Source organism: Mycobacterium sp. UM_WGJ (assembly GCF_000455125.1).
GTDB lineage: Bacteria > Actinomycetota > Actinomycetes > Mycobacteriales > Mycobacteriaceae > Mycobacterium.
Window position 1 is genome coordinate 1 of sequence record NZ_AUWR01000024.1, and the last position, 14,031, is coordinate 14,031.

Annotated in this window: 13 protein-coding genes; 1 reads left to right on the top strand and 12 read right to left on the bottom strand. The window is 67.0% G+C overall.

The features are described 5' to 3' along the window. Positions 1-23 precede the first annotated feature (23 nt). From N416_RS0109275 to N416_RS0109310, 8 genes are all read right to left on the bottom strand, one after another. The gene (locus tag N416_RS0109275; protein WP_024441830.1) at positions 24-797 is read right to left on the bottom strand and encodes an SDR family NAD(P)-dependent oxidoreductase; all 774 of its coding nucleotides are present in this window, start codon (positions 795-797) and stop codon (positions 24-26) included. A 120-nt stretch (positions 798-917) separates the two neighbouring features. Continuing rightward, on the bottom strand, positions 918-1,406 hold the full coding sequence (locus tag N416_RS0109280) for a nuclear transport factor 2 family protein (RefSeq protein ID WP_024441831.1): 489 nt from the start codon (positions 1,404-1,406) through the stop codon (positions 918-920). Further along, positions 1,399-1,821, bottom strand: a complete 423-nt coding sequence (locus tag N416_RS0109285; protein WP_024441832.1) for a Zn-ribbon domain-containing OB-fold protein — start codon at positions 1,819-1,821, stop codon at positions 1,399-1,401. The genes N416_RS0109280 and N416_RS0109285 overlap by 8 nt, the downstream gene beginning before the upstream one ends. A 6-nt stretch (positions 1,822-1,827) precedes the next feature. Continuing rightward, positions 1,828-3,036, bottom strand: a complete 1,209-nt coding sequence (locus tag N416_RS0109290; RefSeq protein ID WP_024441833.1) for a thiolase family protein — start codon at positions 3,034-3,036, stop codon at positions 1,828-1,830. A gap of 16 nt (positions 3,037-3,052) precedes the next feature. Next, on the bottom strand, positions 3,053-5,272 hold the full coding sequence (locus N416_RS0109295) for an acyl-CoA dehydrogenase (protein WP_024441834.1): 2,220 nt from the start codon (positions 5,270-5,272) through the stop codon (positions 3,053-3,055). Positions 5,273-5,281: 9 nt separating this feature from the next. Next, a complete protein-coding gene (locus N416_RS0109300; RefSeq protein WP_024441835.1) occupies positions 5,282-6,184 on the bottom strand; it encodes an IclR family transcriptional regulator in 903 nt (300 codons plus the stop codon). Between the two features lie 50 nt (positions 6,185-6,234). Next, positions 6,235-7,059 (bottom strand): SDR family oxidoreductase, encoded by an 825-nt coding sequence (locus N416_RS0109305; RefSeq protein WP_024441836.1) that lies wholly within the window; start codon positions 7,057-7,059, stop codon positions 6,235-6,237. Positions 7,060-7,063: 4 nt separating this feature from the next. After that, a complete protein-coding gene (locus N416_RS0109310) occupies positions 7,064-8,326 on the bottom strand; it encodes an amidohydrolase family protein (RefSeq protein ID WP_024441837.1) in 1,263 nt (420 codons plus the stop codon). 25 nt (positions 8,327-8,351) lie between these two features. Between N416_RS0109310 and N416_RS0109315 the strand changes: the two genes are divergently transcribed. Beyond that, a complete protein-coding gene (locus N416_RS0109315; RefSeq protein ID WP_024441838.1) occupies positions 8,352-9,170 on the top strand; it encodes a helix-turn-helix transcriptional regulator in 819 nt (272 codons plus the stop codon). A gap of 115 nt (positions 9,171-9,285) precedes the next feature. On the opposite strand, the gene N416_RS0109320 is transcribed toward N416_RS0109315, so the two are convergent. Genes N416_RS0109320 through N416_RS0109335 form a run of 4 tightly spaced genes read right to left on the bottom strand, consistent with a single transcriptional unit; the run spans position 9,286 to position 14,029 of the window. Continuing rightward, positions 9,286-10,464: an acyl-CoA dehydrogenase family protein gene (locus tag N416_RS0109320; protein WP_024441839.1), complete on the bottom strand. Its 1,179-nt coding sequence runs from the start codon at positions 10,462-10,464 to the stop codon at positions 9,286-9,288. 13 nt (positions 10,465-10,477) lie between these two features. Further along, a complete protein-coding gene (locus N416_RS0109325; RefSeq protein ID WP_024441840.1) occupies positions 10,478-11,548 on the bottom strand; it encodes an acyl-CoA dehydrogenase family protein in 1,071 nt (356 codons plus the stop codon). Between the two features lies 1 nt (position 11,549). After that, a complete protein-coding gene (locus N416_RS0109330) occupies positions 11,550-12,404 on the bottom strand; it encodes an amidohydrolase family protein (RefSeq protein ID WP_024441841.1) in 855 nt (284 codons plus the stop codon). 5 nt (positions 12,405-12,409) lie between these two features. Next, entirely contained in the window at positions 12,410-14,029 is a 1,620-nt protein-coding gene (locus tag N416_RS0109335) for an acyl-CoA synthetase (RefSeq protein WP_024441842.1), read from the bottom strand. Positions 14,030-14,031: the final 2 nt, after the last annotated feature.

The window sequence follows — 14,031 nt, forward strand, 5'->3', positions numbered from 1 at the left end:
ATGAACGCAGCGTCAACGCCGAATCACTTCGGCGCGAAACGCTGGCCGCCATCCAGACGGATGCACTGGCCGTTGAGCATCGGGTTCTCGACGATGGCCGCCGCCAGTTTCGCGTACTCCTCGGGGCGACCCAGCCGCTTGGGGAACGCCGCATCCTTGGTCAGCACGGCGGCGAACTCGTCGGGGATGCCCTGGGTGAGGCCCGTGGCGAACAGGCTGGGTGCGATCGCCAGCACCCGGACGCCCACAGCGCCCAGATCACGGGCCATCGTCAGGCACATTCCGGCGATGGCGGCCTTCGACGCCGTGTAGGCGATCTGCCCGATCTGCCCCTCGAACGCCGCGATCGAGGACGTATTGATGATCACGCCGCGCTCGTCGTCTTCGGGCTCATTGGTGCTCATGTGCCAGGCAGCGAGCCGGCTGACGTTGAAGGTCCCGACGACGTTGAGATCCTGGGTGCTGCGAAACGCCTCCAGGTCGTGCGGCCCGTCTCGTTTGATCGTCCGCTCACCGATACCACCACCTGCGGTGGTGCCGCCGGCAGTGGTGACCGCGATGTGCAGCCCGCCCAACGCCTCGACCGCCTCGTTCAGCACCCGCTCGATGCCGGCGAAATCGGTGACGTCGGCTTCGAAGAAGCTGCCGCCGATCGACTCGGCCACTTCTTTGCCCTTGGACTGCGGCCGGTCCAACACCGCCACTCGGGCACCGCGTTTGGCCAACAGCTCCGCTGTCGCCTTACCGAAACCCGATGCGCCACCGACGATGATCGCGCGCTTGCCTTCGATCTCCACGAACACTCCCCTTGTTTGGAACACGACGATCCGGGATCCGCCCCGGTGCCTAATACTATAGCCATTCCCGTAATGCATTCGGTATAGCGAATAGGGATCGCGGACCGACGCATCAGGAGCTCAGTTCACGAACCGGCCGGCAACCCTGGCCAGCGTCGCGCGGACCCGCGGCGAGAGATAGACCGCGAACAGCCCGTTGAAGATGTCCTCGCGCAGCCGGGTCAGCGTCGAGGTCTTGATCCGCCAGTCGCCGTCGACCTTTTCGTAGGTCTCGGTGTAGTGGCCATAGCCACGCAGGTTGACGCCGGGGCCGAACCGCACCACGTCTTCGAGCGCCCACACCCCGTGCGCCGTGGTCGGCGAGTCCAGCGTGATGTCGGGCGCATGGACCTGGTGCACGGTGGGCTGGCCTCGCAGGCTTTTGCGGGTGAAGGCCACGAATTCATCGGCTCCCGTGACGACCTTGCCACCCGCGCCCGCGGTGTCGCTGACGAAGTCGTCGGTGAACAGGGCGCGCCAGGCCGCCCAGTCCTTGGTGTCCAGGTAGCGGCAGTAGCGGGACTTCAGGCGTTTGATCGCCTCGATCTGCGCCGCCGCGTCATCAGCCACGATCCGTCGCCGGTTCGTAGCGCAGCATGGTGACGTCGTGTTCGGGGTAATCGCAGAACACCGGCCGTACCCGCATCCCGACCGCCAGATCGGCCGGATCGGTGTTGACCAGTTCGGTGGAGAATCGCGGGCCCTCATCCCATTCGACGATCGCCAGCAGTTGCGGGACGGCGTCGGCGAAGTGCAGGCCGACCGGGCGGCGGGCCACGGTGAAGGAGTACAGCGTGCCCATCCCGGAGATTTCGCGCCATTGAAGATCGTCGGCCAGGGTGCGCGGTGCGCGGACCCGCGGGTAGAACACGTAGCTCTGGGTCGACGGCGAGTACTGGATGACGACGCGGTGCTGCGCCAGCGCATCCCAGAACGGAGCGGTAGTGGGCGTCTTGACCGGCATCGGCCGTTCGAAGGTGGTCATCGGGCTTCAGTCCCCTTCCAGGATGAGGGTCGTCTGTTCCGAGAGGATGCCGCCGTTACCCGAGACGAAGGCCCGGTTGCAGTCGGCCACCTGCGCGGCCCCGGCTCGGCCCATGATCTGGCGGGTGGCATCGCAGACGTGGTGCATGCCGCCGGCCAGGCCGGCCTGCCCGAAACCGAGCTGGCCGCCTGCGGTGTTGAGCGGGAAGTCGCCGCGGAAGGTCAGGTCGTGATCGGCGATGAACTGCATGCCTTTGCCCTTCTCGCAGAACCCGGCGTCCTCCAGGGACAGCAGCACGGTGATCGTGTAGCAGTCGTAGATGGAGACCATGTCCATATCCGCGCGAGTCAGATCCGTCATCGCGAAGGCGGTCTCGGCGGCCTCGCGGATCGGAGTCGCCAGCAGGTCTTCGGCGTACGTCGGGGTCTTGAATGGCACGTGTTCGCCGAATCCCTTGATCCACACCGGACGGTTACGGGCCCGCTTGGCGATGTCCGCACTCGCGATCACCACCGCAGCACCACCGACGCAGGGCATCACGATCTCGAGCATGTGCAGCGGGTCGGCGATCACCGGGCTGGCCAGTACGTCCTCGACGGTCAGCGGAGTGTCGCGCCAGATCGCGCCGTCGGTGTGATTGGCGTTGATGCGCTGGTCGACGACTAATTTGGCCATCGCCCGTTCGTCATAGCCGTAGACGGCGCCGTACCGGGTGGCGACCTGCCCGTAGGGACCGTTCTGGCCGAGGTTGCCGTAGGGAATCTCGAATTCGGCTTGCGGAGAACCGTATTGGTTGCTCGATGAGCCGAAGAACATGGCATCGACCAGCGGTTTGGGCTTACGTTCGGACATCGCGGTGATGTATCGGGCCGGCAGCGCACACAGCACCACGTCACAGATGCCGAGTTCGATCGCCGCCGCGGCCCGCCACACCATGGCGGCCGCACTGGCGCCGCCCAGGTCCACGATCTCGGCGAACCGTGCTGGGACCCCCAGGTATTCGGCGATCGTGGACGGCACGAAGATTTCCGATTCGCCCAGGTGCGAGGTGACGATGCCGTTCACGAGTTCGCCCGAAAGGCCCGCGTCGGCCAGCGCGTCCGCGCTCAACTCGGCCCATTGCTCCAGGGTGAACGGGGCGGGAGTGGCTTTGTTCATCCGCTCCGGCGGCAGCTCGACGTAGCCGACGATCGCGGCGTCTCCACGTAATCCCATGCGGGTGTCCTTCATCTCATTTGCGGGGCAGGCCGAGAATCATCTGCGCGATGATGTTCAGCTGAATTTCCTTGGTACCGCCACCGATCAGCTCGGCCGGCGACAACAGATACGGCTCGACAACGGCCGGGTCGGAGTCGGCCACCATCGCCAGTCGGCCGACAGTGGCCAATGTCGCGTGGAAGGTGCGGCGCAGCAGAACGTTCATCGCCACTTTGGCGATGCTCGACGACGCCCCGAAACCTTCGCCATCGAGCAGCCTGATGATCTCGCGTACCCCGAGCGCCCTGATCGCATTGGCGTAGGCGTCGAGTTCGCCGAGTGCGCGCATCGCGTCATCGCGTGATCGGCCCGGGACCGCGGCGATGGACCGCAGCGCGACGGCTCGGTCATTCTCGACGTAGCCGCTGATGGCAGTGCGCTCCTCGGCCATGGTGGCGATCGCCAGCTGCCAGCCTTCGGTGGGCTCCCCGAGCAGCATCTCGTCGGGAACGAAGACGTCGGCGAGGAACACTTCGTTGAATTCGGCGGCCCCGGTGGCCATCACGATCGGCTGAACCTCGATCCCGGCGGAGCGCATGTCCACGATGAAATAGCCGATACCGCGATGTTTGGCCGCCGCGGGGTCGGTGCGGGCCAGCAGTGCACCGTAGTCGGCCTGCTGCGCGGCCGACGTCCAGATCTTGTGACCGTTGATGCGCCATCCGCCGTCGACCTTGACCGCTCGGGTGGTCAGCGACGCCAGGTCGGAGCCGGCCCCGGGCTCGGAAAACAGCTGGCACCAGGCGAGCTCGCCGCGCTGTGTCGGGGGAATCAACCGCCGCTGCAGCGCATCCGGTGCGGCTCGTACCAGCGACGGCAGGATCCATTCGGCGATGCCCAGCGACGGCCGGACCAGATCGGGGCGTTTGGCGAACTCCTCGACGATGATCAGCTGCTGCAACGGGGAGGCAGCCCGGCCCCACGGCGCGGGCCACTGCGGGGCGATCAGCCCAGCGTCGGCGATCAGCGTGCGCTGCGGTCCCGTCTCAAAGTGCGGGTAGTCGCCTTGGCGTCCCGGACCGTCGTTGTCCAGCACTTCGGCGGCGTCGAGAGTCGCGGCGACACCCGCCCGGAACTCGGCGTCGGCGCCGCCGAGGTCGACGGTGAAGTCCCGCTGCTGCGCGACGGTCAGTTCGCCGAGCCGGCGCGCCCAGTCGGTGGCGGCGCCGATCGAAGCCGCGATGCTGGTGGCGCGGCGCCAATACAGGTGCAGATCGTGCTCCCAGGTGAACCCGATGGCGCCGAACATCGTCAAGGTGTCGAACACGGTGTCCGGGCATGGCGTGATCGCCGTCAATGCCGCGGTGGCGGCGGCAATCCGCTGCTGCTCGACCGTGTCGGTGGCGGCTCGCAGCGCATCCCAGGCAGCGGCGCAGGCCAATTCGGCGTTGACCAGCAACATGGCCGCCTGGTGTTGCAGGGCCTGAAATGTGCCGATGCGGACGCCGAACTGTTCCCTGGTGCGCAAATGCGCAGTGGCTGCCTCGACGCACCACCCGGCGATGCCGGCGCACACCGCGGCGGCGAGACCGACAGCCAGGTACTCCGCGCGCTCGGCGTCGATCCCGGCCAGGGCCGCGGCCGCGTTCGCGGGGTAATCAGCCAGCGTGATCGTGGCCAGGTCGGTGAGCAGGTCGGTGCCGGCCACCGGCACGATCGTCGCCCGGGCGGTTTCGACGACCGCCCAGAGTTCGGTTCCGTCCTCACCGCGAGCGCAGACCAGGGCAAGTCGAGCCGAGCGGGCACCCGAGATCACCTGGCAGGCACCACTGATCAGCCAACCGTCGTCGGCTCGTCGCGCAATGAATTCGGACTGCCCGGCAAGCACGACGGCTGCCGGTGCACCGGCGGCAAGAGCCCGCAGAAAGTCTTCCCGAGCCGGCGTGGACTCGGCGAGCAGCCCGACCACGCCCGCGGTCACCGTCGGCAGCAGCGGTCCGGGCAGGGACACCGTGCCGGCCGCTTCCAGGACAGCGGCGATGTCGAGCAGCCCGCCACCCTGGCCGCCGTACCGTTCGGGCAGGTGAATCGCATGAAACCCGTTGGCCACCAGATCGTCCCACCAGGGTGGCAGTTCCCCGGCGGCCAGCGCATCGAAGGCCTTGCGGGTGTCGGCCATCGGTGCGTGCCGGCCGGCGAACTGCCGCAGCGACTCGCCGAGCTGGCGTTGTTCGGCGCTGAGCGTCACGCTCACGAGCTCTCCTTATGTTCTTCCACGCGCAGTCCACTGGGATTGGATACGCCCGGCGGTCTCTTGCACGGCCGCACCGAGATCGGCGACCTCCGCGGCGGTCAAGGCCGCGAACGGGGCGAGGCCCACCGACATCGTCACCGTCCCGTCGATGTCGCGGACCGGAGCCGAGACACTGGCGATCGGATGCCGCTCGATGCCGCCGAGTTCGTCGGGCAGGTAGTCGACCTCGGTGAGATCGGCGAAGGCCGTGGCCAGTCGCGCGGTGATCTCGTCGGGCTCGCCGTCGGCCGCCAGCGCCTGCAGCGCCGAGTACACCCGGACGTATTCGCGGCTCATCCGGTCAATCGCATAGCCACGTCTGCCGACCTCGTCGAGCACCGCGCCCAGCCGTCGCCGTAGCCGCGGCGAGGGTGCGCCCAGCCCGCTCAGCCATTCCTTCTTGACCGGTTCGCCGGCGCCGGCGATGAACTCACGGCCGAAAGGTGCCACCAGCGGTATCCGGAATCCGGCTCCCAATCGCAGACCGGCGATCGACTCCCCAACCGAGTCGGTCACCACCACGGTCGCGCCCTGGCGGACACCGAGGATGGTCTGCCTGCCGACGGCGTCGAAGAGCCGCTGCAGCTCCGGCCGAAAGGCCTGCCGGTTGACCGGGCGGGCGAGCGCGGCCAGCGCGGGGCCCCAGGAATACCCGGCCGACTGGCGATCCCGCACGAGCCACTGCCGACCCGCCAGGGTGGCAAGGATCGCGTGGCAGGTGCCGTGGCTGATGCCCAAGGTCTGCGAGATCTCCGAGAGGGAGAAACGCCGTTCCGGGTCGGCGGCCAGCAGCTCCAGGATCCGCATCACCCGCTCGGTCGGCGGCGACGAGACCGGACGGACCGTGCCGTCCGCGTCCGTCGCTGCCGTCATACTTTCGAAAAATACGTCGAATAGTCGACGCACGCAAGTCTCATCGGACCTCAGCCGGCGGCCGCCACCCGCACGCGTTCCCGCATCGAGGCCACCACACCACCGTCGTTGAGGATGTCGGTGCCGGTGAGATAACCCGCCTTGGCGCTGGCGCAGAACGCCAGCAGTTCAGCCATCTCCTCGGGCGTTCCCCAGCGCGGGACCGCGGCGTCGGCGACCATCGCCCCCGCGCCGGCCTGCTCCTCCAACCGGCCCATCTCGGTGTCCACCGAACCCGGAGAGACCGAGACGATGCGCAACCCACGGCCGTTGAACCGTTCGGCCTGCGCGCTGGTGTACCAGCGCACGAACGCCTTGCTCACCGCGTAGGCGAACCCCGAACGCACCTCCGTTGGCATCGGGTCGCACACCGCCGCCATGGCCGACAAGAACGCGGCGGGGTCGAGTAGTGCCAGCGGGAACTGGCCGGCGGGAATCAGCTCGTCGGGCAGCAGGTGCGCGGCCATCGACGCCACGTTGACGATTGCGGCCCCCTCGGGGGCCACCCGAAAGAAGATCTCGTTGACGTTGACGGTGCCCACGGCATTGGTCCGCATGACGTAGTCCGCGCCGCCCATGCTCGGGCTGACTCCGGCGGTGTGGATCACCGAGGTGACGGGCCCGAGGCCGGCCGCGGCATCGAACAGCGCGGCGACCGCGTTGCGGTCGGTGACGTCGCAGTGGACGCGGACGACGTCGAACTGCTTCAGCGCATCCGCAGCGGCGTCCAGCCGGTCTTGGCGGACATCGCAGAGCACCACGGGCTGCTCGCGACCCACGATCTTCGCGGTGGCCAGACCCATCCCGCCCGCGCCGCCGGTGATCACCGAAACCATCGGGCTATGCCTGCGCCAGCTGCTTCTCGGCGTACAGCCGCGCCCACTCGGCCCGCGGCCGGATCGACACATCGACATCGGTCGCCGTCGCCCGCAACGCCCCCACCGTCGCCTGCTCGCGCGGTGTCTTCGCGAACGGATCCCAGCCGAAGAACCGGCAGGAGTTCTCCCAGGTGATCTTGTTGATGTCGGAGTCGTCGGCGCCGGCAGCCTCCAGCTCGGCGAGCACCTGCTCGGGGGCGTCCGGCCAGAAGCAGTCCGAGTGCGGGTAGTCGCACTCCCAGGCGATGATGTCGATGCCGATCTCGTGGCGCAGCTTCAACGACGTCTTGTCGGTGACGTAGCAGGCCAGCGAGTGCTCGCGGAACACCTCGGACGGCAGCTTGTCGCCGAAGTCGCGGCGCAGCCACTTCTGGTTGGTGTAGTGCCGGTCGCTGCGATCCAGGTAGAACGGGATCCAGCCGATACCGCCCTCGGAGAACGCGAATTTCAGGTCGGGATAGTTGCGCATCGCCGGACCCCACAACAGGTCCTGAGCGCACATCGCCGAGATCTGGGTGGCCAGAATGATCAGGTTGTCGATCGGGGCGTTGGGGGCCATGCTGATCGCCCCGAAACCGGTGCCGATGTGCAGACACATCACCACACCGGTCTCCGAGAGGGTGCGGAACACCGGGCCCCAGTATTCGTCGTCGTGGTAGCTGGGTAGGCCCTCCAGGTGCGGCAGTTCGGGCATAGTGACCGCCCGACAGCCCTTGGCCGCCACCCGGCGGATCTCGGCGCACATCGCCTCGGGGCTCCAGGTCGGCAGGATCGCGATCGGGATGAACCGGCCGGGATAGGAGCCGGCCCACTCGTCGATGTGCCAGTCGTTGTAGGCCGACACCATCACCAGCGTGACGTCCTCGCGAGTCATGTTGAGGTGACGTGCGGAGAATCCGGTGAAGGTCGGGAAGCACATCGAGGCGAGGATGCCGTTCCGGTTCATGTCGCGGACCCGCTCGTGCACGTCGTAAACGCCCGGGCGCATCTCGGCGAAGCCGGCCGGGTCGCGGCCCCACTCCTGCGCGGGCCACGACACCACCGCGTTCAGTCCGCTGACGCCCTGCGGTCGGCCCTGATACATCCACTGGTCGACGCCCTTTTCGTCGGTGACGACGATCGGCGCCTCCGCCTTGTACTTGGCCGGGACGTGGTTGAGGAACATGTCGGGCGGCTCCACCACATGGTCGTCGATGCTGACCAGGATCAAGTCGTCTGTCTTCATACCTCTACTAGTACCCTGGGAAACCGTGACCGTCTCTGCGCGTTCGGCCATAGAGTTTGCCGAACCGGCCAACATCGACATGCGCCGCGGTGGTCGCGCGCGGGCCGGCAGCTACCTCTACGAGGGGCAGCAGCTCATCACCGGCTGGCACTCCCACGACATGCACCAGATCGAGTACGCCGTCGGCGGCGTGGTCGAGGTCGAGACCGCCGCAGCGCACTATCTGCTACCGCCGCAGCAGGCGGCCTGGATTCCCGCCGGCCTGGAGCACCAGGCCGTTATGCGCGCGGAGGTGCGCACGGTGGCGGTGATGTTCGACCCCCAATTGGTCGCGCACGCCGGAGACCGGGCCCGCATCCTGACCGTCTCGCCGCTGATCCGGGAGATGATGTTGCATTCACTGCGCTGGTCCATCGAACGGATCGACGGTGATGTGATCTCTGATGACTTCTTCCGCACCCTGGGACACCTGGTCTCCGACGCCCTGGACCACGAGGCACCGCTGAGCCTGCCCACCTCGGATCATCCGATCGTCGGCGCGGCAATGGTCCACACCAAGAAACACCTGGCGTCGGTGACCGCGGCCGACGTGTGCCGCGCGGTCGCGGTGTCCGAACGCACCCTGCGCCGTCAGTTCGAAGCGGTGATCGGCATGTCCTGGCGCACCTACCTGCTACACGCCCGAATGCTGCAGGCGATGGCCCTGCTGGCCGCCCCCGATCAGGGGGTGCAGCAGACCGCTACGGCCGTCGGCTTCGAAAGCCTGTCCGCGTTCACCCGGGCATTCACCAAGTTCGCCGGCGAGGCGCCGTCGAACTATCACCGCCGGATCACGGCGGTTTAGCGAGGTTCGACGCAGGAGAGCCGAAGCTGGAACCGCCAAATGAACCGAGCGGTTTAGCGAGGTTCGACGCAGGAGAGCCGAAGCTGGAACCGCCGCATGAACACTGCTTCCTGAACTACGACGTCTTTACGGCCGGCGCCGCGTAATTCGGCTTGCCAAGGCCCAGCACGTACTGGGCGATCATGTTGCGGAACACCTCCAGGGTGCCGCCGTAGATGCCGACCAAGGGTGCGAACCGGAAAACATAATCCGACGCCCCATCGTCGATAGCACCGTCGGTGTCGATCGGCAACGCCGATGCACTTCCGAGCAGGTCCATCAGGTCCGGCGACACGTCGCGCATCGCCTGCGCCAGTGCCACCCGTCCGAAAATCGACGGAGCCGACAGCGACGACTCCACCCGAGCGGCCGCCCGCCCGAGCCGGTAGGCCACCGAACGATCCGCGATACTCCCCGACCTCCCGACCACCTCGCCCGCTTTGTCGACGGCGACCGCCATGAAGTTCGCCTGGTGCATCATGATCGAGACGTCCTGCAGTCCATCGGGATTGGCGTCCACTGCACCGTGCTCGACGTTGAGAGGTTCGCGCAGCACCGTCCAGCCCCCGTTGACCTCGCCGAGGCGGTACTTGTCGTCGACGCGGACGTCGCTGTAGTAGACGATGTTGGTGCGGTCGCCGTCGACGGTGCGCAGGCCCTGGATCTCGATGTCAGGAGTGTTCAGCGGCACCAGGAACATGGTGAGGCTCTTGTGCTTCCGCGCGTCCGGATCGGTGTTGGTGATCAGGAAGACGTATTGGCAGTTGTGGGCCCCGGTGGTGAACATCTTGGAGCCGTTAATGATCCAGTTGTCGCCGTCACGCACCGCGCGGGTCTTGCAGGTCGCGATATCGGAGCCGCCTTCGGGCTCGGTGTAGCCCAGGCAGAGTCGGACGTGGCCGCTGAAGACCCCGGGCAGGATTTCCTCGCACAGCTCGGGCGAGCCGAAGGAGGCAACGGAGCGGGCCACCATCGCCGTGGTTCCCCACGTCACCCAGGGCACGTGGGCGCGGCGCTTCTCCAGCTCCCAGATGCGTCGGCGCACGCGGGGGAAGCCGCCGTCTGCCTCGGTCTTCCACTCCGATTCCAGGTAACCCGCGGCACCGAGCGCCAGGTGGACGCCCTCGTCGAAGTTGTCCCCGGTCTCGCGGTCTCGGCGTTTGACGTCCTCGGTCACGTGGGTGGCCAGGAATGCGCGCACCTCGTCGCGGAAAGCCAGGTCACCGTCGGTCAGTTGCGGTTGTGCGAAGTCCATGATGATCGATGTCCTATTCGGCTGCGCGGGCGGCGGTTTCGCGGGCGGCAATGATGTCGCCGATGCGACAGGCGGTGGCGCCGGGGTCACCGCCGGCCAGTGGCCAGCCGCGGGCCCGCACCAGGTAGGCGGTGGCGGCGGCTTCGGATGAAACTCCCAGACCGCCCTGGATGTGCACCGCCATAGTGGCGGCCTTGGCGGCTTCCTCCGCCATGAAGACGAAGGCACAGGCCGCCAGTTCCGGACGCTCGTCGGGCTCGTTGTCCATGAACCATCCGGCGCGATAGGCCAGGTTACGTCCGGAGGCGACCGTGATCGCCATATTCGCCAACGGGTGCGAGATCGCCTGCAGGGTGCCGATCGGCACCCCGAGCGTGTAGCGGGTCTTGGCGAATTCCGCGGCAATGGTCATGGTCTGCTCCACCATCCCCACCAGCGCGGAAGCGGTCAGCAGCCGCCATTCATCCAGCGCCCGCTGATATTCCGTCAACGCCTCGGGTCCGCTGGCCAGTACGGTCGCCACGTCGGCGTCGGCCGGATCGACCCAGGCCATCGGCAACCGGCCGATGTTGTCGACATGGACCGGCCGGGTGCCGAAGGAAAGTCGCACCACCGAATCACCGTCACGGACGATGATCGCGTCGGCGATCGAACCGGTCGGCAGCAGTCGGGGTCCGGCCGCAGCATCCTGGTGCGGGTCGAGCGCGATCAGTCGAGTCCCGCTCACGATGTCGGAAGTGTCGTCGGCTTCCGGCGGTAACCCGCCCAGCCGTTCCAACAGGCGCGCGGCGCAGACCTGGTCGATCCACGGAACCGGTGCCAGCGCGCGGCCGATCTCCTCGGCAACCAGCGCGAGGTCGACCAGCGTGGCACCATCGCCGCCGACCGACTCCGGCAACGCCATGGTGGTGGCGCCCATCGCACACAGCCGCTCCCACAGGTTCTTGTCGAAACCGGATTCCTCTGCGGCGCGGACCGTTTCGATTCCGCAGTGTGTAGCGAAGAACTGCTGGTAGGCATCGCGCAACGCGACGTGGTCCTCGGTCAGGCTGTAATCCAGCCTGCGCAGTTCGAATCGATCCATCTCAGCTCTCCTGTTCGGGTACGGCGCCGTGTTCGACGAAGAAGAAGTCGGCGGCATTGCGGTAGAGGTACTTGTCGAGCACTTCGGGCGGCAGGTCCAGCGCGCGCGCCTCGGGCACCACCCGCTCCATCCGAAGCACCGGCCAGTCCGAGGCGAAGATGACCTTGTCTGCGCCCCGGGTTCGCATGAAGTGCAGCAGGGTTTCTGGCAATCGTTTCGGCGACCAGGCCGAGGTCATCAATCGTAGGTTGCGGTATTTGATGAGCATCCGGATCGCGACGTCCCACCATGGGTCGGCGCCGTGAATCATGCACAGCCGCAGTTCGGGGAAGCGCACGCAGACTCGATCCAGGTGAATCGGGTGCTGCACCTCGCCCGGGATCGGCGGACCCGGAATGCCGGTGTTGACGCACAGCGGCAATCCCAGTTCGGCGCACTTGGCGTACAGCGGGTAGTAGACGGCGTCGCTGGGCGGATATTGGCCGTCGCCCCAGAAGCTCGGTCCCACAACGGCATACACCACCGGGAGGTCGTTGACCACGGCGCCCAGCTCTCGCAGCGCGGGCACCGGACGCAGCAGGTTCATTCCGCCCATCGACAGCACGAAACGATCCGGCCGGGCTTCGACGAACTTTCGCGCGGTCACCGATGGCTTGACCAGGTTGTCCATCAAGACGGCCTTGGCCACGCCATGAGCGTCCATCTCGTCGAGCAACGCCGACATGTCGACCGGCGCGAACATCGACTCGGGCCCCTTGAAGTAGTCATCTCGCGTTCTGACCATCCAGGACGGCTGTTCTTTCTCGCCGAAGTGCACGTTCACCAGGCAATCGATGACGCGGGACTGCTCGCTCATGCCCGTCATGCCGTAGCCACCTCCTCATTCACCTGTCGTTTGGCCCAGCGGTAGTCGGCCTTGCCATTGCCCAGCCGGCGCACCTGCGCCACCATGACGAACGCCTTGGGCACCTTGAAGCCCGCCAGCACCGATCGGCAGTGTGCCTTCAACTGCTCCTCGACGACACCCGAATCCGGTTGCGGAACAACCAGCGCGACCAGCTCTTCACCCCAACGCTCGCTCGGCCGGCCCACCACCAGCGCATCGGCCACCGCCGGGTGAGCGCGCAGCACGTCCTCGACCTCCTCGACGAACACCTTCTCCCCGCCGGTGTTGACCACCAAGGAGTCACGACCGAAGAGCCGCAGCGTGCCGTCTTTCTCGATGCTGGCGCGGTCGCCAGAGATCACCATCGGATGCCCGTCGATCTGACCGAAGGTGCGCTGGGTCGCCTCGGCGTCGTCAAAGTATCCGAGCGGGATTCGGCCGGTCCGCACCACCCAACCCACCTCGGGATCACCGGGTTCTAAGAACCGGGAACGGTCCTGCGACACCACCGATCCCCCGGTCCGCAGGTCGAAGGTGTCACGCCGCGCGTCGCGCTGGCTGCGCCCGAAGCCCAGATTGCCGGTTTCCGAGGAGCCGTACCCGTTGATCAGGGTGATCTGCGGGAGAAGCTCCAGCAGCGCCGCCTGATACTTCGGGTTCGTCGCCGCACCGCCGGTGGCGACGGAGTGCAGCGAAGACAGATCGTAACCGCCCCTGCCGATCTCGGCGACCAATGGTGCGGCATAGGCGTCACCCACCATTGTCATTAACCCGACCTTCTCGCGCTCAACGGTTCTCAGCGCCTCGCGGGGGTCGAACCTGGTCCGGCTGTCGTGGAGAATCACCGTCTGGCCGCTCAGGATCGCTGAGAATGCGGTCCACATTCCGGCCGCGTGCATCAGCGGCGACAGCGCGAACCAGGGCGCACCGGCGTACTGCACCTTCTGGTGGATCTCCGCCGCGCTGGCATGGTCGTCACCGACCATCGATGACACGTAGATGTCGCTTTGTCGCCACAGCACGCCCTTCGGGCGCCCGGTGGTTCCCCCGGTACAGATCATCAGCAGATCATCCGGGGATGGCGTCACCTCCTGATCGGTATCGCCTTGCGCCAGTGCATCCTCCAGCGCTACTGCGTCGAGTCCGGGGTCGTTGGTGGCGCCGTCGTCGATCCGGATCAACAGCTCGGCGCCGGATTCCCGAAGGGTGCCGGCGAATTTCGTCTCCAGGCTGGCGTGGTAGATGACGGCTCGGGGACGCAGGTAGTCGAGGAGCTCGCCGGCTTCTGCCGGGGTGTAGTAGTGATTGACGTTGACCGGGACCGTGCGGGCCTTGAGACAGCCGATCACCATGTCGGGATACAAGTCGTTGTGCATGAGCAGCGCGACGCGGTCCTGGCCGCACTCCCAGTTGCGCAACTCCGCGCGCTCACGCTGGGCGCCGAGCCCGCGGCCGGCCAGGTAGTTGGCCAGCCTGCGGGTGCGTTCCGCGGATTGCGCGAAGGTGCTGCGACTGTCCCCGCAGATGGTCATGGCTCGGTCCGGCACGACCTCGGCGATCGCGTCGAGGACCGCGCCGAGGGTCCATTCGCCCACCG

Coding starts and splice junctions, on each gene's coding strand:
- N416_RS0109285 (WP_024441832.1), bottom strand. CDS start 1,821: ATGACCACCTTCGAACGGCCGATGCCGGTCAAGACGCCCACTACCGCT.
- N416_RS0109290 (WP_024441833.1), bottom strand. CDS start 3,036: ATGGGATTACGTGGAGACGCCGCGATCGTCGGCTACGTCGAGCTGCCG.
- N416_RS0109300 (WP_024441835.1), bottom strand. CDS start 6,184: ATGACGGCAGCGACGGACGCGGACGGCACGGTCCGTCCGGTCTCGTCG.
- N416_RS0109305 (WP_024441836.1), bottom strand. CDS start 7,059: ATGGTTTCGGTGATCACCGGCGGCGCGGGCGGGATGGGTCTGGCCACC.
- N416_RS0109310 (WP_024441837.1), bottom strand. CDS start 8,326: ATGAAGACAGACGACTTGATCCTGGTCAGCATCGACGACCATGTGGTG.
- N416_RS0109320 (WP_024441839.1), bottom strand. CDS start 10,464: ATGGACTTCGCACAACCGCAACTGACCGACGGTGACCTGGCTTTCCGC.
- N416_RS0109325 (WP_024441840.1), bottom strand. CDS start 11,548: ATGGATCGATTCGAACTGCGCAGGCTGGATTACAGCCTGACCGAGGAC.
- N416_RS0109330 (WP_024441841.1), bottom strand. CDS start 12,404: ATGAGCGAGCAGTCCCGCGTCATCGATTGCCTGGTGAACGTGCACTTC.